Annotated in this window: 13 protein-coding genes; 7 read left to right on the top strand and 6 right to left on the bottom strand. The window is 73.6% G+C overall.

What is annotated here, in order from left to right:
• Positions 1-125: 125 nt before the first annotated feature.
• Genes ABT147_RS13555 through ABT147_RS13545 form a run of 3 tightly spaced genes read left to right on the top strand, consistent with a single transcriptional unit; the run spans position 126 to position 3261 of the window.
• Positions 126-1256 carry a glycosyltransferase family 4 protein gene (locus ABT147_RS13555; protein ID WP_351405280.1) on the top strand — a complete coding sequence of 377 codons (1131 nt, stop codon included), beginning with the start codon at positions 126-128 and terminating at the stop codon, positions 1254-1256.
• A complete protein-coding gene (locus tag ABT147_RS13550) occupies positions 1253-2413 on the top strand; it encodes a glycosyltransferase (protein ID WP_351405277.1) in 1161 nt (386 codons plus the stop codon). The genes ABT147_RS13555 and ABT147_RS13550 overlap by 4 nt, the downstream gene beginning before the upstream one ends.
• Positions 2410-3261 (top strand): SGNH/GDSL hydrolase family protein, encoded by an 852-nt coding sequence (locus tag ABT147_RS13545; RefSeq protein ID WP_351405275.1) that lies wholly within the window; start codon positions 2410-2412, stop codon positions 3259-3261. Before ABT147_RS13550 ends, ABT147_RS13545 begins: the two co-directional genes overlap by 4 nt.
• Positions 3262-3286: 25 nt before the next feature.
• Here the strand turns inward: ABT147_RS13545 and ABT147_RS13540 are convergent, their stop codons facing one another.
• From ABT147_RS13540 to ABT147_RS13520, 5 genes are read right to left on the bottom strand one after another with little or no spacing between them, the layout of a single operon-like run.
• Complete coding sequence (locus tag ABT147_RS13540; protein ID WP_351405273.1) at positions 3287-4159, bottom strand: 5-oxoprolinase subunit C family protein; 873 nt, start codon at positions 4157-4159, stop codon at positions 3287-3289.
• Positions 4156-4767, bottom strand: coding sequence for a 5-oxoprolinase subunit B family protein (locus tag ABT147_RS13535; protein WP_351405271.1), 612 nt, complete (start codon positions 4765-4767; stop codon positions 4156-4158). Before ABT147_RS13535 ends, ABT147_RS13540 begins: the two co-directional genes overlap by 4 nt.
• The gene (locus ABT147_RS13530) at positions 4764-5522 is read right to left on the bottom strand and encodes a LamB/YcsF family protein (protein ID WP_351405268.1); all 759 of its coding nucleotides are present in this window, start codon (positions 5520-5522) and stop codon (positions 4764-4766) included. The genes ABT147_RS13535 and ABT147_RS13530 overlap by 4 nt, the downstream gene beginning before the upstream one ends.
• Positions 5523-5568: 46 nt before the next feature.
• Positions 5569-6423, bottom strand: coding sequence for a putative hydro-lyase (locus ABT147_RS13525; protein ID WP_502983085.1), 855 nt, complete (start codon positions 6421-6423; stop codon positions 5569-5571).
• Positions 6420-7739 (bottom strand): MFS transporter, encoded by a 1320-nt coding sequence (locus ABT147_RS13520; RefSeq protein WP_351405266.1) that lies wholly within the window; start codon positions 7737-7739, stop codon positions 6420-6422. The genes ABT147_RS13525 and ABT147_RS13520 overlap by 4 nt, the downstream gene beginning before the upstream one ends.
• 130 nt (positions 7740-7869) lie before the next feature.
• Here ABT147_RS13520 and ABT147_RS13515 point away from each other — a divergent pair, with 130 nt between their 5' ends.
• The 4 genes from ABT147_RS13515 (at position 7870) to ABT147_RS13500 (ending at position 16184) form a co-directional block, all read left to right on the top strand.
• A complete protein-coding gene (locus ABT147_RS13515) occupies positions 7870-8565 on the top strand; it encodes a GntR family transcriptional regulator (RefSeq protein ID WP_351405264.1) in 696 nt (231 codons plus the stop codon).
• Positions 8566-8685: 120 nt separating this feature from the next.
• Positions 8686-10209, top strand: coding sequence for a hypothetical protein (locus ABT147_RS13510; protein ID WP_351405262.1), 1524 nt, complete (start codon positions 8686-8688; stop codon positions 10207-10209).
• A 121-nt stretch (positions 10210-10330) separates the two neighbouring features.
• On the top strand, positions 10331-11209 hold the full coding sequence (locus ABT147_RS13505) for a hypothetical protein (RefSeq protein ID WP_351405260.1): 879 nt from the start codon (positions 10331-10333) through the stop codon (positions 11207-11209).
• A 124-nt stretch (positions 11210-11333) separates the two neighbouring features.
• A complete protein-coding gene (locus ABT147_RS13500; protein WP_351405258.1) occupies positions 11334-16184 on the top strand; it encodes a hypothetical protein in 4851 nt (1616 codons plus the stop codon).
• An 89-nt stretch (positions 16185-16273) separates the two neighbouring features.
• Here the strand turns inward: ABT147_RS13500 and ABT147_RS13495 are convergent, their stop codons facing one another.
• Positions 16274-17824, bottom strand: a complete 1551-nt coding sequence (locus tag ABT147_RS13495) for a GMC family oxidoreductase (RefSeq protein ID WP_351405255.1) — start codon at positions 17822-17824, stop codon at positions 16274-16276.
• Positions 17825-17867 lie beyond the last annotated feature (43 nt).

Genomic DNA, 17867 nt, shown 5'->3' with positions numbered 1-17867 from the left:
GGAAGTCAGGAGGGCATGGACGTGGTCTGACCTGGACATGTGTGCAGCGCAACGCTCATGGGACGTTTCCCGCCCGGAAAGATCCACGTTGACGCGGCCACGTCCAGCCCGACGACAACACGGGTATGCGTGTCGTCATAGTGACCGAGTCCTTTCCCCCCGATGTGAACGGCGTGGCCCACTGCGCCCTGCAGACCGCGCGCCACCTTGTCGCGCGGGGGCACGCCCCGCTCGTCGTGGCCCCGGCCACCGCCCAGGGAGCCGGAGCCGGAGCCGACCTCCAGGCGCCGTGCCCCGTCGTCCGCGTCCCCTCCCTTCCGCTCCCCGGCTACCCCCAGGTCCGGGTCGCCTTGCCCAGCCGCCGGGTCGCCGCGGCGATCGTCGAACACCGGGCCGACATCGTCCACCTGGCCAGCCCCTTCGTCCTCGGCGTGCGCGGGATGGCGGCCGCCGCCCGCCTCGGTGTCCCCGCCGTCGCCATCTACCAGACCGACCTCGCCGGATACGCCCGTACCTACGTCCACGCCGGCGAGTCGGCGGCCTGGCGGCGCATCCGCTCCGTGCACGCCGCCGCCGACCGCACCCTCGCCCCGTCCAGCGCGGCCCTGCGCGACCTGGAGGCACACGGCGTGCCCCGGGTCAGCCTGTGGCCGCGCGGGGTGGACACCGTCCGGTTCCGCCCCGAGCTGAGAGACGAGGCGCTGCGCCGCGAACTGGCGCCCAACGGTGAGCTGATCGTCGGCTACGTCGGCCGCCTCGCCCCCGAGAAGCAGATCGAACTGCTCGCCGGGGTCTGCGGTCTGAACGGCGTGAAGGTCGTCGTCGTGGGCGACGGGCCCAGCGAGCCCGGACTGCGCGAGACCCTGCCCGGGGCCGTCTTTCTCGGCCGCCGCACCGGCGACGAACTCGCCCGGATCTTCGCCTCGTTCGACATCTTCGCCCACACCGGCCCCTTCGAGACCTTCTGCCAGACCGTGCAGGAGGCCATGGCCAGCGGGGTGCCCGTGGTGGCGCCCGCCGCCGGAGGCCCGCTGGACCTCGTCGCCCACGGGCGCACGGGGCTCCTGGTCCCGCCGCGCGACGCGGCCGCAGTACGCGACGCCGTATGGTCCCTGGCCGCCGATCCGGCGCTCCGGGCCGCGTACGGGGCCGCCGGACGGGCCATGGTCGAGGGGCGCACCTGGGCGGCCGTCGGCGATCAGCTGATCGGGCACTACGCCGATGTGCTGGCGGCGCGGACGGTGGTGGCCGCATGAGCGGGACCGCTTCCCAGAAGCTGCGGATCGTACGGCTCGCCAACTTCGTCGCGCCCTCCTCGGGCGGTCTGCGGACCGCGCTGCGGGAGCTGGGCAAGGGGTTCGAGGCGGCCGGGCACGAGGCCGTGCTCGTCGTCCCCGGCGAGCGGTACACCGACAGCGCGACCGAACAGGGGCGGGTCATCACCCTGCCCGGGCCGCTGCTGCCGGGGACCGGCGGCTACCGCGTCCTCGTGGACAAGCGGCGGGTGGCAGGCCTGCTGGAGTCGCTGGCGCCCGACCGGCTGGAGGTGTCCGACCGGACCACGCTGCGCTGGACGGGGAAGTGGGCCCGGCGAGCCCGGGTGCGCGCGGTGATGGTGTCGCACGAGACCGCCGACGGGGTGCTGCGGACCTGGGGCCTCTCCGAGTCGATGGCCCGGCGGGCCTCAGACTCCCTCAACGTCCGTACGGCCCACACCTACTCGAAGGTGGTCTGCACGACCGAGTTCGCGGAACGGGAGTTCGTGCGGATCGGTGCCCGGAACGTCGTCCGGGCGCCGCTGGGCGTCGACCTCGTGGGACGGCACCCCGCGCTGCGGGACCCGGCGCTGCGCGAGCGGCACGCGCGCGAGGACGAGGTCCTGCTGGTGATGTGCTCCCGGCTGTCGGTGGAGAAGCGGCCCGCGACGGCGCTCGACGCGCTGGAGGCGCTGCTGCGGCGCGGGCGGCGGGCCGTCCTGGTCGTCGCCGGGGACGGGCCGCTGCGCGGCAGGCTCGAACAGCGGGCGAAGGGGCTGCCGGTGACCTTCCTGGGGCATGTCGGCGACCGCGGCACGCTGGGCGCCCTCCAGGCCTCCGCCGACGTGGCCCTGGCCCCCGGGCCCGCCGAAACGTTCGGCCTCGCCGCGCTGGAGGCGATGGCCTGCGGGACGCCCGTGGTGGCCAGCTCGTCGTCCGCGCTGTCGGAGGTCGTCGGGTCGGCCGGGGCCACGGCCCCCGACAACGGGGAGTCCTTCGCGGACGCCGTCGAACTGCTGCTGGACCGCCCGGAGGACGACCGCCGGGAGGCGGCACGCGCGCGTGCCGAGTGCTTCGGCTGGCAGACGGCGGTGGACGCGTTCCTCGCCGCGCACGACGCCACCGTCGGGCGCACGGTGCGGGAGGGCGTCGGATGAGAGCCCCACGGTTCGTGGCCCTCGGCGACTCCCTCACCGAGGGCGTGGGGGACCCCGTCGAGGACGGCCGCCGGCGGGGCTGGGCCGCGCTGCTCGCCGACGGGCTCGGACCGGGGGCGGAGTTCACCAACCTGGCCGTCAGCGGCTCCCAGACGCGCGATGTCCTGGACCGGCAGCTGTCCGCCGCGCTCGCGCTCCGCCCGGACATCGCCTCCGTCGTCATCGGCGTCAACGACACCCTGCGCTGCACCTTCGACATCCACGCCGTCGCCGCCCGCCTCGACGCGATCTACGGGGCCTTCCGGGAGCGGGGCGTGGTACTGCTCACCGCCTGTCTGCCCGACCCCGGGGCGATGCTCGGCCTGCCCGGGGCGCTCGCCCGGCCCCTCGCCCGGCGGCAACGGGCCGTCAACACCGTCGTGCACGCCCTGTCCGAGCGTCACGGGGCGGTCCATCTGCACGCCTCCGAGGGCGCCTGGCTGACGGACCGCGCGATGTGGAGCGCGGACCGGCTGCACCCCGGCGAGCGGGGGCACCGGCAGCTCGCCGTCCGCTTCCACGCCCTGCTCACGGAGGCGGGGATCGCCACGGGGCCCGCTCCTTCCGCGGAGCCCGAGTTCCCGGTGCCCACGCGCAGTGCCAGCCTGTGGTGGCTGGCCACCGCGGGAACGGGCTGGGTGGCCCGGCGCTGCACCGATCTGCTGCCGCAGCTCCTCACCCTCGCCGCCGCCGAGGTCCGCCACAAGGCCCGCGGCACCAGCGCCCGGCTCGACCTGTCCGCCTCCCACGCGGTCGCGGCGGCCCTGGCGGCGCTGTCCGTGCCCGAGCAGCGGCCGGAGGTGGCGTGAGGCGGCGACAGGGGAACGGCGCCGGTCAACCGCGGTGTCGTACGGCGATGAACCGCACCGGTGTGCCCGGCGTGGCCTGGGCCGCGCCGGGCAGGTCCGCCGGGTGGACCACCGCGATCACCGGATAGCCCCCGGTGGTCGGATGGTCGGCGAGGAAGACGACCGGGCGGCCGTCCGGCGGCACCTGGACGGCACCCAGCACCATTCCCTCGCTGGGGAGTTCGCCCGCCCGGGAGCGCTCCAGGGCCGGCCCCTCCGTACGCAGCCCGATGCGGTTGCTCGCCGAGGAGACGGCGTAGGGGCGACTGACGAGGGTGCGGAGCGCCGCGTCCGTGAACCAGTCGTCGCGCGGGCCCAGGGTGACGCGCAGAACCAGCTCCGACGGGGGCGCCGGGTGCGGCACGACGTCCACGCGCGCGTGGAGGTGGCTCGGGCGGCCCAGCGGGAGCACCGTGCCGTTCGTCAGTGGAGGCGGGCCGAGGCCCGACAGCAGATCGGTGGAGCGGCTGCCGAGGACCGGCTCCACGGTCACACCGCCGGAGAAGGCCACATAGCCGCGCACACCGGAACGGGCCGCGCCGATGTCGAGGAGCGCCCCGCCCGGAACCCGTACCGGTGCTCCCCAAGGGGCCGGGCGGCCGTCCACGGTGACCGGGCAGGGGGCGCCCCCGACCGCCACGGTGACCGTCGAGCGAGACCGCACGGAGCAGCCGTTGAGGGTGGTTTCCAGGAGGGCGGCCTCCGGGGGATTGCCGACCAGACGATTGGTCAACGCCGCCGCCGGCGCGTCCAGTGCCCCCGAGCGCGGTACGCCGAGATGGGCGTGACCGGGCCGGCCCTGGTCCTGGACGGTGGTCAGAGCACCGGCACGCACCACCACGAGGGCACGGTCCGTCACAGGGACTCCAGGGGCTTGAAGCGGACCCGGGTGCCCGGCACCAGCAGGGCGGCCGGCACGCGCGCGTGGTCCCACAGCACGGCGTCCGTCGTACCGATCAGCTGCCAGCCGCCCGGGGAGGAGCGCGGGTACACGCCGGTGTACGGGCCGGCCAGGGCGACCGACCCCGCGGGGACGGCCGTACGCGGGGTCGCCCGGCGCGGGACCTCGCGGGGCAGTCCGGTGAGGTAGCCGAAGCCGGGGGCGAAGCCGCAGAAGGCCACGCGGTACTCGGCCGCAGCGTGGACACGGGCCACCTCCGCCACGTCGACACCCCAGTGGGCGGCGACGTCCGCCAGATCGGGGCCGTCGTACCGTACGGGAATCTCGACGACGTCCTCCGCGCGCGCGGGGACGGGCGGGATGTCCCAGGAGGCGAGGCGCTCGGCGAGGCGGGACGGGGCGTCGAGGCCGTCCAGGAGGACCGTACGGGCGGCGGGGACGATCTCGGCCGCCACCAGGTCGCCCGTCGCTCGGCGGCGCAGCAGCTCGGCGTGCAGGGCCTCGGCCTCCTCGCCCGTGCCCACCTCGATCAGCAGCGCGCGGTCCCCGACCGGGAGCGCCCTCATGAGAACGCCTCCACCCGCACACCCGCCGCCGTCAGTTCGGCCCGAACCCGCCGGGCCAGCTCCACCGCGCCCGGTGTGTCGCCGTGCAGGCAGAGGGAGCGGGCCCGGACGGCGATGCGTACGCCGGAGTGGGACGTGACGGCTCCTTCGCCGGCGAGGCTCAGCGACCGGGCCACCACCGCGTCGGCGTCCGTGATCACGGCACCGTCCTGACCGCGAGGCACCAGCGTGCCCCGGTCGGTGTACGCCCGGTCGGCGAACGCCTCGGTGACGGCGGGCAGCCCGGCCCCCTCGGCCAGCGCGAGGAGGCGTGAGCCGGGCAGGCCGAGGACGGGCAGCGAGGTGTCCGCGAGGCGTACCCCGTCGACCACCGCCGCCGCCTGCTCCTCGTCGTGCACGACCCGGTTGTAGAGCGCGCCGTGCGGCTTCACGTACGACACGCGCGTGCCCGCCGCGCGGGCGAAGACCTCCAGGGCACCGATCTGGTACGCCACCTCGGCCGCCAGTTCGGCGGGCGGCACGTCCATCGCGCGCCGCCCGAACCCCGCCAGGTCGCGGTACGAGACCTGGGCGCCGACCCGTACACCGCGCTCGGCCGCCAGCTCGCAGACGCGTCGCATGGTGACCGCGTCCCCGGCGTGGAAGCCGCAGGCCACGTTGGCGCTGGTGACGACGGACAGCAGTCGCTCGTCGTCGGTCAGCGTCCAGCGGCCGAAGCCCTCGCCGAGATCGGCGTTGAGGTCGATGGAGCTCATGGATCCCATTCTCCCGCTCGTTGGTCAGGACATGCGGTCTTGTTCCTCAGAGCACGCGGTACTGCTCGTCGCGGGCGTCGGTCAGGAACATCTGGCCCGGTGCGTGGGTGATCGCGAACGGCGGGCGCGAGGCCGTCACCGCGGCCTGGGGTGTCACCCCGCAGGCCCAGAACACCGGGATGTCGTCCGGTTCGGCGGCCACCGGGTCGCCGAAGTCCGGGCGGGACAGGTCCGCGATGCCGAGGCCCGCCGGCTCGCCACAGTGCACCGGGCCGCCGTGCACGGCCGGGAGCAGGCTGCTCTCCCGGATCGCGGCGGCCAGGTGTTCGGGAGGCACCGGACGCATGGACACCACCATCGGGCCGCGCACCCGCCCGGCGGGTCGGCACGCGCGCGTGGTGACGTACATGGAGACGTTGCGGCCCTGCTCGATGTGGCGCATCGGGACGCCCGCCCCGGTCAGCGCCCACTCGAAGGTGAAGCTGCACCCGATCAGGAACGACACCAGGTCCTCCCGCCAGAGGTCCACCACGTCCGTGGGCTCGGCCACCAGCTCGCCGTGCTCCCAGACCCGGTAGCGCGGCAGGTCGGTGCGCAGGTCCGCGCCCTCCGCGAGGGGTGTCGTCCACGAGCCGGCGTCCGTGACGTCGAGCACGGGACACGGCTTGGGGTTGCGCTGGCAGAACAGCAGCATGTCGTACGCCCAGTCGGCGGGCACCGAGATCAGGTTCGCCTGGGTGTGTCCGGCGGCGACCCCGGCGGTGGGGCCCGCGACACCCGAACGGAACCGGGCGCGCGCCTTCTCGGGGGTCCACGCGTGCGCGTGCGGGTCGACGAGGGTGAAGGGGCGGTCGTGCGCGGCATCGGCCGGACGACGGCCCCGCGTGGTCACGTGGTTCACACGAGTTCCTTTCCGCGTGTCTCCGGCAGTCCGAGCAGGGCCAGCGCCGCCAGGCCGTAGCCGAGCGCGCCGAAGACCAGGGCGCCGCCGACGCCCCAGCTGTCGGCCAGGAAGCCCACCGTGGTGGGGAAGACGGCGCCCACCGCACGCCCGGTGTTGTACGTGAAGCCCTGCCCGGTGCCCCGGACGGCCGACGGGTACAGCTCGCTCAGGAACGAGCCGAAGCCGCTGAAGATCGCCGACATGCAGAACCCGAGCGGGAAACCGAGGACGAGGAGCAGGGTGTCGGCGCCGCTCGGGATGTTCGCGTACGCCAGGATGCACAGCGCCGAGAGCACGGCGAAGAGCCAGATGTTCCGCCGGCGCCCCAGCCGGTCGGTGAGATAGCCGCCGGTGAGGTAGCCGATGAAGGCGCCGGAGATCAGGAACGTGAGATATCCGCCGGTGCCGACGACCGAGAGACCCCGCTCCGTCTTCAGGTAGGTGGGCACCCAGGTCGCCAGGGTGTAGTAGCCGCCCTGGACGCCGGTGGAGAGCAGCACCGCGAACAGGGTGGTGCGCAGCAGCCCCGGCGCGGTGGCCGTGCCCGGCCGGAAGATCGCGGCGAACGAGCCCTTCTCGGCGCTCCTCTCGCGCTCGGCCGCGGCCTGCGGGGCGTCCTCGACCGAGCGGCGCACCCAGATCACGAGCAGCGCGGGCAGTGCGCCGGTCCAGAACATGACCCGCCAGGCCAGGTCGTCGTCGAGGAAGGAGAAGACCATCGTGTAGACGATCACGGCCAGTCCCCAGCCCACGGCCCAGGAGCTCTGGATCGCGCCGAGCGTACGCCCCCGGTGCTTGGCGCTCGCGTACTCGGCGACCAGGATCGCGCCGACCGCCCACTCACCGCCGAAGCCCAGCCCCTGGAGGGCGCGGAAGACCAGCAGGGTCTCGTAGTTGGGCGCGAAGCCGCAGGCCACGGTGAACACCGCGTAGGTGATCACGGTGATCATCAGCGCCTTCACCCGGCCGATCCGGTCCGCGAGCACGCCCGCCCCGGCGCCGCCGATGGCCGAGACGACCAGCGTGACCGTGGTGAACAGCCCGGTCTGGCCGTTGTCGAGGCCGAAGTAGGCCGTGAGCGCGACCATGCTCAGCGGCAGCGTGAAGTAGTCGTACGAGTCGAGCGCGTAGCCGCCGAACGCGCCGCCGAAGGCGCGTCGGCCACGCGGGCCGAGGGCGCGCAGCCAGCCGAACGGGCCGTCGTCGGGGGCGGGTTCGCCCGGGCCGGGCTTGGTGGTGGCGGTCAGGGCGTGGGAGGGAGGGTTCGTACTCATGGGCACCTCGCAGTGAGGGGGAGAGTGCGTGAGGACTGAGCCGTGCCGTGTCCAGCAAGGTAGAGGATCGTTGAACGATCCTTCAATACCCATGTTGTTTCGTTCTTGTGTCTGCGGTTGAATTCCGGGCATGGCCGCCGAACTGACCGGACTTGCCGACGACCGCGCCCTCCTGGGCCGTACCAGCACCGCCGAGCGGGTTTCGGACATCCTCCGGAGCCGGATCGCCGAGGGCTTCTTCCCACCCGGGACACGGCTGTCGGAAGACAGCATCGGCGGCGCCCTCGGCGTCTCCCGCAACACCCTCCGCGAGGCGTTCCGCCTGCTCACCCATGAACGGCTCCTCGTCCACGAGCTCAACCGCGGCGTCTTCGTACGGGTGCTGACCGTCGAGGACGTCGAGGACATCTACCGCACCCGCCGCCTCGTCGAGTGCGCCGTCGTACGCGGCCTCGCGGCCCCGCCGTACGGCCTCGACGGGCTCGCCGAAGCCGTCGCGGAAGGGCAGCGGGAGGCCCACGAAGGTGACTGGAAAGGGGTGTCCACCGCCAACATCCACTTCCACCGCGAACTGGTCGCCCTCGCCGGCAGCGCCCGCACCGACGAGCTGATGCGCAGCGTCTTCGCCGAACTCCGGCTCGCGTTCCATGTGGTGGACAATCCGCGCAAGCTGTACGAGCCCTATCTGGCGCGAAACCTGCTCATCCTGCGGACACTTCAGCGCGGCGAGCGGGACGAGGCCGAGCGCATGCTGGCGGAGTATCTCGACGACTCGCTGACGAACCTGGTGGAGGTGTACGGGCGACGGGTCGCCGACGTCACCTGAGGCACCGTGGCCGCGGGACCGCCTCCGCGTGGGGTGGCGTGCCCGCGGGGGGCCCGCACCCGGCCCCGCCCGGCGGAACGATTTGGGTCGTTGTCAGACCCAGGACCTAGTCTGTGCACCGTGACTTCACCCGCATCGACGGACAGCGTTCCGCCCCAGTTCAGCGCGGGGCCGCGCCCCGTGCTGGGCCCGGCCGCCGACGAGGGACTGGCGCGGCGGCTGCGCGCGCTCGCCTGCACCGCGCCGCTGCACGACCTGGACGCGCGCAAGGCGAACCTCGCCGGTGAGTACTCGGTGTACGGCATGGCCGAGGTAGCCCTCGCCGCCATCGACCTGGTCACACTGAACATGGACTTCGACACGGGCGCGGACCACGACCAGATCGTCGCCCGCCTCATCCCGCGCATCGCCGCCCAGGCCCCCCGGCGGCCCGTCGAGGAGCACGAGCGGGTGGCCCGCTGGGTCCTGGAGAACCTGATCAACGTCGGCAGCGTCGACCGCGGCTTCCGGGCCGTCTACGGGACCTTCGCACCCGACGGCACCTATGTCCGCCGCGACTACGACTTCAAGCTGATCGAGGAGGTCCCCGGCTTCGGGGGCGGTGTCTACCTCCGGACGACCGACGAGGCCGTCAACGTCCTCGTGGGCGCCCTCGACACCGATGTCACCAGCGCCCAGATCGCCGCCGAGGTCAAGCTGGAGGTCCTGATCAGCCGGGGCCGCCTCGCCGACGCCCAGCTCGCCGCCGAACAGGCGCGCTACCGGACCGTGCAGTACTCCGAGACCCTGCGCAAGGCACTGGACGCCACCCGGCGCAACGTCCGCGCGGTCGACTGGCTCCAGACCGTGCCCGACATGATCGCCGAGGCGCTCGACCACGTCGCCGACCGCTACCGCCACGAGAACGCGATCCTCACCAACATCCGCAAGGCCCGCGACGAGTCCGAGGACCCCGAGCAGAAGCGGCGCGCCGCGGAGCTGGTCGACATCGTCAAGGACTGCATCCGGCGGCACACACAGCTCCAGTCCCGGCTGCTGGAGGCCGGACCGCTGTTCCGCGCGGAGCAGGACCGGCAGGCCTTCGCCACACCGATGACGACCTCGGGGATAGATCTCTACGGGCATCTCGTCGCGCCGTTGCTCCCGCTTCCCGTGGAGCAGGGCCGGCGGGTGACCGACGCGTTCTTCGCCCGCGGCACGGGGTTGCGTACGCCGGTGTCCGTGCGGGTGGGGGACCTCGTCGAGCTGCTGTTCACACCGCCGGTGGAGCGGGAGCATCTCGGGGCGGAGATGCCGGAGCCGGATCTGATCGCCACGCCCGACGACAGCCGGTTCAGTGAGGAGCAGTTGGCGGCGGCGAAGGTGCTGCTGGATCTGCCCGCGGACGCGCCCCGGCGGTTGTCCGGGCTGCTGGCGGAGGCGCGGCTGCAGGATCCCGAACTGCCTTATCTGGTCGCTCTGTTGGCCGTGCACGCGGCGAGCCCGCCGGTCGGTACGGCGTATCGGCAGGGGGAGGCGAAGCTGTTGTTCGCCGTGGACGACGGGGTGGAGCTGGACGATCCCGAGTTCGGTGGGGCCGATCTGATCGTGGGGATGGCCTTGTTGGATTCGGCGGGGATGGCGGCGGACAGGGAGGCGGTGTGAGGGCGCCGTCGGGGTTCCGGTCGTCGATCGGGTGCGGGTGGGGCGTGGCTGGTCGCGTAGTTCCCCGCGCCCCTGACCTTGTTGCACCTCCCTCTTCTCATGAGATCAAGGAGTTCCTGTCGTGAGCGAGACCGTCGAGTGGAGTGAGCCGGAGACGGCTGCCGCTCCGGTGCCTGCTGCCCTCACTCCCGCCGACGCCGCCGACGCCGCTCGGCTCGTCGCGTTCGGGCTTCAGCCCAAGCTTCAGCCTGCCCGTGATCAGGAGTACGGGGAGTTGCTGCGGCGGTATCGGGAGGAGCCGGCGTTCGCCCGGCTCGCCGATGCCGTGGTCGCCGGGCTCGGGCTGGTCGTGCTGGAGGTGTCGCCGCGGGCGGGGATGGCGGTGACGGCGGCCGAGGACTCGGTGTTCGCGGTGCGGATGGGGGACTACGCGCGGCGGACGGCGGCGGACTCGGTGGACCGGTTCCTGCACGGTCTGGCGCATCTCGCGGTGGCCGCGATGGCGTTTCCGCGGCCGGAGGACCTCGCGGACGACGGATACATCGGGCGGGTCTCGGTCAACGGGGTCGACGCCTTCGTCCGGCAGGCCTGTCGGAGGCTGGAGGAGCGGGCCGAGGAGCAGGGGGAGAACACCGACCCGGCGACCGACGCGCCGGGCCTGGAGGCGGCCTGGCGGATCTGGGCGAGACGCAGCTCCACCGGAGCCACCAAGGACGCCCGCCGGCTCGCCGGATCCACCACCGGCATCATCGGCAAGGCCGTCGGCTTCCTGACCGACTCCGGGTTCCTGCAGCGCACGGGGGACGACAACGGCGGTACGTATCGGACGACCGCGCGTTATCAGCTCCAGGTGCGGGACATGGCGGGCAGCGCCGCGATGGCCGAGCTGCTGGAGCTGGGCATCGTCCCGGTCACCGACGGCACGGCCACGCTGCTGGCCGCCGAGGACACCGAGGATCTGGAGCTGGTGGCCGACGCCGGGCTGCCGTTCCACTCCTGACCGCCACGAGAACACGAACACACCGATTATCCGTATACCCGTATACCCGTACGACCGCATTCGGCGGTCCGCCCCTACGACCGCCCCGCACGATCCACCGTCACGACCGCGAAAGTCCGCCGCCATGTACGAGCTGTCCCGGGTCCGCCTCTACTCCATCGGGCCGGCCGGTGCGCGTTACGCCGACACCGTGCTGGACCTGAGGGGTGTGGGCGCGTACGTGCCCGACCCCGCGCCGCAGCAGGCGGAGTTCTTCGAGGAGGAGCCGACCGGGCCGCCGCGCAGGCCGGCGCCGGCCGGTGTGCTCTTCCTGGAGAACGGCGGAGGCAAGTCCGTCCTGCTCAAACTGATCTTCTCGGTGATGCTGCCGGGCCACCGGAACACCCTCGGTGGTGCCAGCTCGGGTGTGCTGCGGAAGTTCCTGCTGGCCGACGACTGCGGGCATGTCGCGCTGGAGTGGCAGCACACGCTGACCGGTGAGTGCGTCGTCGTGGGCAAGGTGAGCGAGTGGCGGGGACGGCAGGTCTCCAACGACCCGCGGAAGTTCGCCGAGGCCTGGTACTCCTTCCGGCCCGGCCCGGGGCTGAGCCTCGACAACCTGCCCGTCGCCGAGGCCACCGCCGTACGGCCGCCCGTGGAGGGCGCGTCCGGTGCGCAGGGGCGGCGGCGGACCATGAAGGGCTTCCGGGACGCCATCACCGAGGCGGGCAAGGCGTATCCGCACCTCGAAGTGCACTGGGAGGAGATCCACGACCGCTGGAACGAGCACCTGACGGACCTCGGTCTCGACCCCGAGCTCTTCCGCTACCAGCGCGAGATGAACGCCGACGAGGGCGAGGCCGCCGGCCTCTTCGCGGTGAAGAAGGACTCCGACTTCACCGATCTGCTGCTGCGGGCCGTCACCGACACCCGGGACACGGACGGGCTCGCCGACCTGGTCGGCGGGTTCGGCAACAAGCTCGGGCGGCGGGCCGAGCTGATCGCCGAGCGGGACTTCACGGCCGGGTCCGTGGACCTGCTGGGCCGGATCGTCGAGGCCGCCGAGGGGCGTGCGCGGGCCCGGGACATCCACGCGGGCGCCGAGCGGCGCACCCGCACCCTGGCCCGGCGGCTGTCCGCGCGAGCCGCGCGGGAGCGGCTGCGGGGCACCGATCTCGCCCAGCGGGTCACCGCCGCCGCGTACGCGGTCACGCACTCCGAGGCCGCCCGCGACCGCAGCGCACTGATCGCGGCCGAACTCGCCTACCGCCACGCCTCGTTGGCGCTCGCCGCCGCCGAGAAGACGGCCGCCGCGCAGAAGCGGGAGCTGGCCGACGCCCGCACCCTGCACTCCGCCTGGCAGGCTGCCGAGGCCGTGCTCAGGCACCGGGCCGCCGCCGACCGGGTCGCCAGGGTGGCCACCGCCATCCAGGAGGCCGAGCGGGACGCCGCCCCGGCGCTCGCCGCCCGCACCAAGGCCGCCGTCGACCTCGTACGCGCCCTGGCCGCCGCCGCCGAGAGCGCCGAGGAACTGGCGAACGAGGGCGAGGAGAAGTCGGCCGCGCTGCAGGAGGTCGGCGAGGCCGCCCACCGGGACGCGACCGTCGCGGCCACCGAGGCGCAGCGCGCCCGCAGCGAGGTCGGACATCTGAAGCAGCGGCTCAGCGAGGTCGAGCAGGAGACCGCCGAGGCGGTCCGCGCGGGCTGGCTCGACGACAGCGCGCCCGACGCCGACCCGGCCCGGGCCGCCCTCGCTGCCAGCGACGCCGAGAAGACGGCCGTCGCCGCCTGGGACACCGCGCGCGAGGCCTCGCGCCGCGCCTCCGAGCACGCCAGGGAGGCGGCCTCCGCCGAGTCCCGCGCGGAGCTGACCGCCGCCCGCGCCGCCGACGCGGCGACCGCGGCCGAGCGCGCGTACGACGGGGAGCGGCGGACGGCGGAGGCCCTGGCGGGGGAGGAGCGGCTGGCGGAGCTGCTGAGCCTGCCGGGTGCCGCCGGCAAGGGTGCGGGCGGGGTACCGGGGCCTCGCCGGGGCGGGGTCGACGCCGACGGCGGACATGGTGCCGGGGACGGCTCGCGGAGGGCTCTTCATCTCGGCAATGGACCAGGCGGATCGGGTGGCTCAGGCGGGTCGGATGGCTCGGGCGGCGAGGGTGATCCCGTGGCCGCCGGCCCGGCCGGCTCCGCGACCGGCGGTGGCAGGAGAGGCGCCCAGGACCCCGCCCGAGCCCGGCGCGCCGCCGGAGCCGAGGACGCGTCACCCGATCTCGCCGACGGCCCCCTCACCCCCGAGGAACTGGACCGCTTCGCCGACGAACTGCGCGAACTGCTCGACGAGAACGTGTCGTCCGCGGAGCGCCACCTCTTCGAGCTGCGCACCGCCGCGGCCGACGACTCCCGCATCCTGGGCGCCCTCGGCGACGGCGGACTGCTGCCGCCGGGCCCGGACGTCCTGGCGACCGTCGAGTTCCTCGGCGAGCACGGCATCCCGGCCCTCCCCGGCTGGCGGTATCTCGCCCAGGCCGTGGACCCCGTCGACCACGCGCGCGTGCTGGCCGCCCGCCCGGAGCTGGTCGACGGCGTCATCATCACCGACCCCGCCTCGCACGCCCGGGCCCGCGAGGCACTGAGTGACGCGGCCCTGCTCCCGAGGTCCGCCGTGGCCGTCGGCACGGCCGCCGCCCTGCTGGCACCGACACCGCCCACGGAGGCAGCTGACGGCGACGTGTTCCTCGTGCCGCCGAACCCGGCCATGCACGACGAGCACGCCGCCGACGAGGAGCGCCAGGCGCTGCGCGCCCGGGCCACCGAGCGGGACGAGGAGATCCGGGAGCTGGCCGCCCGGCTCGGCAAGGACCGGGAGCTGGCGGCCCGGCTCTCCTCGTGGCGCACGGGGTGCCCGGCGGGCAGACTCACCGAGCTGGCCGCCGCCGCGCGGGAGACGCGCGCCTTCGCCGAGGAGTCCGAGGCGGAGCTGTCGGAGGCCCGGATCGTGCGCGCCGAGGCCGAGGAGGCGGCGGCCGAGGCCGCCCAGGTACGGGACGAGCGGCAGGAGGCCGCGCAGAAGGCCCGCCGCGCCGCCGACGCCCTCGCCGGACTCGCCTTCCGGCTGCGCGAGCGCGCCGGCTGGCAGGTCAAGCTCCGCGAACTCGCCGACGAGGCCGCCGAGTCCGAGGCCCGCGCCCAGTCCTGCCTGGAGCGGGCCCGCGCCGCCGACGAGGACCGCCGCGCCACCCAGCGCGGCGCCGACGACGCCCGCCGCACCGCGCGTGCGCTGCGCGCCGAGCGCGCGGAGATCGCGGGTGCCCCCGACGACGTACCGGAGACGGACTCCGACGCGCCCAGGCACCCCCTCGCGGCCCTCCGCGAGGCCTACCGCGCCGCCTCCCAGGTGTACGAGAAGGTCGGCGTCGGCGCCGATCTGCGTGCCGAGCAGGCGCGGGCCGAGAGCGACGAGAGCGCCGCGATCGCCGACCTGGACCGGTTGACCAACAAGGTCCGCAACCGCGCCGAGCAACTGCTCCAGTCACCCGACGGCTCCGACGGGCCGTCCCGGCAGGCGGCGGGCGCACGCGCCGAGGAACTCGTCCAGCTCCTCGAAACCCGGGTGTCCACCGCGAGCGAGCAGCTCGGGCGGCTGCGCGGCGAGGCCGAGCGGCACGCACCCGAGGACGGCACGGCCCACACCGAGCTGCCCGAGGAACTGCTCCCGCGCGACGCCGACCACGCCCAGGCCCTGCTGCGCACCTGCACCGCCGAGCTGGCGTCCCGCGCCGAGGCGCTGACGCAGGCCCGCGAGGCCCACGCCGAGCTGCTGGCGTCCCACCGCGCCGCCGAGGACGCGGCCGGCGGCTTCGACGAGACCGCCGCCCTGCTCCGGGACCTCCTGCGCGACCACTCCGCGGACGACGACCAGGAGGAGCCCGAGCCCTACCCCGGAGGCCCCGAAGAGGCCCGGCACGCCGCCGCCGAGGCCCGCCGCTCCCTGCGCGGCTGCGCCGCCGACCTCTCCGCCGCCGAGGGCGCCGTACGCGAGGCGAGCGACGTCCTCGTACGCCACGCCAACTCCACGCGCTACGAGCAGGTCCGCACGCCCGCCCGTCAGCAGATCCGCGAGCTGCCCGCGTCCACGCTCCCCGAGCACGCCCAGAAGTGGGCCGACGCGTTCGCACCCCGGCTCCGGGTCCTCACCGACGAACTGGCCCAGCTGGAACGCAACCGGGACTCGATCGTCGACCGGCTGCGGGGCCTCGTGGAATCGGCCCTCGCGACCCTCCGCTCCGCCCAGCGGCTGTCCAGGCTCCCCGAGGGTCTGGGGGAGTGGTCGGGGCAGGAGTTCCTGCGCATCCGCTTCGAGGAGCCCGACCAGGCCACGCTCGCCGAGCGGCTCGGCGAGGTCGTGGACGAGGCGACCCGCGCCGCGGTGAAGAAGAACTCCGACATGCGCCGCGACGGTATGTCCCTGCTGCTCCGGGGTGTCAGTGCCGCGCTCCAGCCCAAGGGCGTCGCCGTCGAGATCCTCAAGCCGGACGCCGTGCTGAGGGCCGAGCGTGTCCCCGTCGGGCAGATGGGCGACGTCTTCTCGGGCGGCCAGCTGCTCACCGCCGCCATCGCCCTCTACTGCACGATGGCCGCCCTGCGCAGCAACGACCGGGGCCGCGACAAGCACCGCCACGCCGGCACCCTGTTCCTCGACAACCCCATCGGCCGCGCCAACGCGACCTACCTGCTGGAACTCCAGCGCGCGGTCTCGGACGCCCTCGGCGTCCAACTCCTCTACACCACAGGCCTGTTCGACACGACCGCCCTGGCGGAGTTCCCCCTGGTCATCCGCCTCCGCAACGACGCCGACCTACGAGCGGGCCTGAAATACATCAGCGTCGAGGAACACCTCCGCCCGGGCCTACCTCTGCAACCCCAGCCGGGCGAAACAGCACACACGGAGATCACGGCGACACGCATGTACAAGAGGCCGACGTCCGGCAGCACCCTGTAGAAGGGGCTCCGCCCCCTGAAGGGGCGCGGGGAACTGCGCGACCAGCCACAACGGACCCGCAGTTCCCCACTGCCTTGCCGGCGCGGCGACTACGCGTCGGCCTTCAAAAGATCCGCACACTTCTCGCCGATCATCATCGTCGTGATACACGGATTCACGGTCACCAGATCCGGCATCACCGACCCGTCCGCCACCCGCAACCCCTCGACCCCCTTCACCCGCAGCCGCGCGTCCAGCGGCGCCGACGCGTCGTCGTCCGCGCCCATCTTCACGGTGCAGGCCGGGTGGTAGACGGTGTTGTGGGTCTTGCGGATGTAGTCGAGCAGTTCCTCGTTGGTCTGCACATCGGGCCCGGGCGCCAGCTCGGCCCCGGCCCACCCGCTCAGCGCGGGCTGCGCCGCGATCTGCCGGGCGAGACGAAGCCCGTACGTCATCACGCGCACATCGTGCTCGTGCGTGAAGTAGCGCGGGTCGACCTTCGGCTTGTCCCGGTAGTCCCGGGTGCGCAGCCGCACGGTGCCCCGGGACTTCGCCCGAGTGACGTTCGGTGTCAGACAGAACGCGTTCTCGGAGGTGGGGTAGCCGTGCCGGGCCGTGTTCATGTCGAACGGGACGGACCCGTAGTGGAACATCAGGTCGGGCCGGTCGAGGCCCGGCTCGGTGTCGTAGAAGATGCCCGCCTCCCACCACTGGTTGGACTCGGTGGGCATCGGCTGCGCGGCCTCCCACATGATGACGCCCTCGGGGTGGTCCTGGAGGTTCTCGCCGACGCCCGCCGAGTCCACGACCACGTCCACGCCGACCTCGCGCAGCTGTTCGGCGGGGCCGATGCCCGAGAGCATCAGGATCTTCGGGGTGTCGATGGCGCCGCAGGAGACGATGACCTCACGCCGGGCGCGCACCGTCCGGGTGTGGATGAGGTCCGGGTCCAGATACTCGGCGCCGACGCAGCGCCGCCCTTCCAGCACCAGCTTCTTGGCGCGGACCCCGGTGCGTACGTCCAGGTTCGGCCGCCTGCCCATGATCGGGTGCAGATACGCCACCGACGAGGACTGCCGGATGTTGTTCTCGTCGGAGTTGATCTGGAACCAGTTGGCACCCCGGACCACCGTCGCGCCCGTGTTGAACGGCGTTGTCGGGATACCCGCCTGGGCACACGCCTTCAGCAGGGCGTTGCCGCACGGGTCCTCGCTCTTGATGGTGCGCAGCTTCACCGGCCCGGTGCGGCCGTGGTGGTCGCCGGGCGCGTCGTTGGTCTCCAGCCGCTGGTACAGCGGGAAGAGGTCGGCCGCGGACCAGCCCGTACAGCCTCCGGCCGCCCAGTCGTCGAGGTCCTCCGCCGGTGCCCAGAAGGCGATACAGGAGTTGTGGGACGAACAGCCGCCGAGGACCTTCGCCCGCGCGTGCCGCATGAAGCTGTTGCCGTGGGCCTGTGGCTCGACCGGGTAGTCCCAGTCGTAGCCGGACTCCAGCAGGCCCATCCAGCGTTCCAGTTTCAGGACGTCGTCGTCGCCGACGTCGCTGGGGCCCGCCTCCAGGACGCACACCGTGACCGACGGATCCTCCGAGAGCCGGGCCGCGACCACGTTTCCCGCGGTGCCTCCGCCGACCACGACGTAGTCGAACTCGTCTTCCTTCATGGGGAGTTGACCTCCTGGGTGCTGTGCTCTTGAGCAGCTGTGC

The sequence above is a fragment of the Streptomyces sp. NPDC001868 genome (assembly GCF_040297125.1).
GTDB lineage: Bacteria > Actinomycetota > Actinomycetes > Streptomycetales > Streptomycetaceae > Streptomyces.
The sequence above is the reverse complement of the archived record's forward strand: the minus strand, read 5'-3'. Positions and strand labels throughout refer to the sequence as shown.

Coding starts and splice junctions, on each gene's coding strand:
- ABT147_RS13495 (WP_351405255.1), bottom strand. CDS start 17,824: ATGAAGGAAGACGAGTTCGACTACGTCGTGGTCGGCGGAGGCACCGCG.
- ABT147_RS13515 (WP_351405264.1), top strand. CDS start 7,870: ATGGCCGCCGAACTGACCGGACTTGCCGACGACCGCGCCCTCCTGGGC.
- ABT147_RS13550 (WP_351405277.1), top strand. CDS start 1,253: ATGAGCGGGACCGCTTCCCAGAAGCTGCGGATCGTACGGCTCGCCAAC.
- ABT147_RS13520 (WP_351405266.1), bottom strand. CDS start 7,739: ATGAGTACGAACCCTCCCTCCCACGCCCTGACCGCCACCACCAAGCCC.
- ABT147_RS13535 (WP_351405271.1), bottom strand. CDS start 4,767: ATGAGGGCGCTCCCGGTCGGGGACCGCGCGCTGCTGATCGAGGTGGGC.
- ABT147_RS13530 (WP_351405268.1), bottom strand. CDS start 5,522: ATGAGCTCCATCGACCTCAACGCCGATCTCGGCGAGGGCTTCGGCCGC.
- ABT147_RS13555 (WP_351405280.1), top strand. CDS start 126: ATGCGTGTCGTCATAGTGACCGAGTCCTTTCCCCCCGATGTGAACGGC.
- ABT147_RS13545 (WP_351405275.1), top strand. CDS start 2,410: ATGAGAGCCCCACGGTTCGTGGCCCTCGGCGACTCCCTCACCGAGGGC.
- ABT147_RS13500 (WP_351405258.1), top strand. CDS start 11,334: ATGTACGAGCTGTCCCGGGTCCGCCTCTACTCCATCGGGCCGGCCGGT.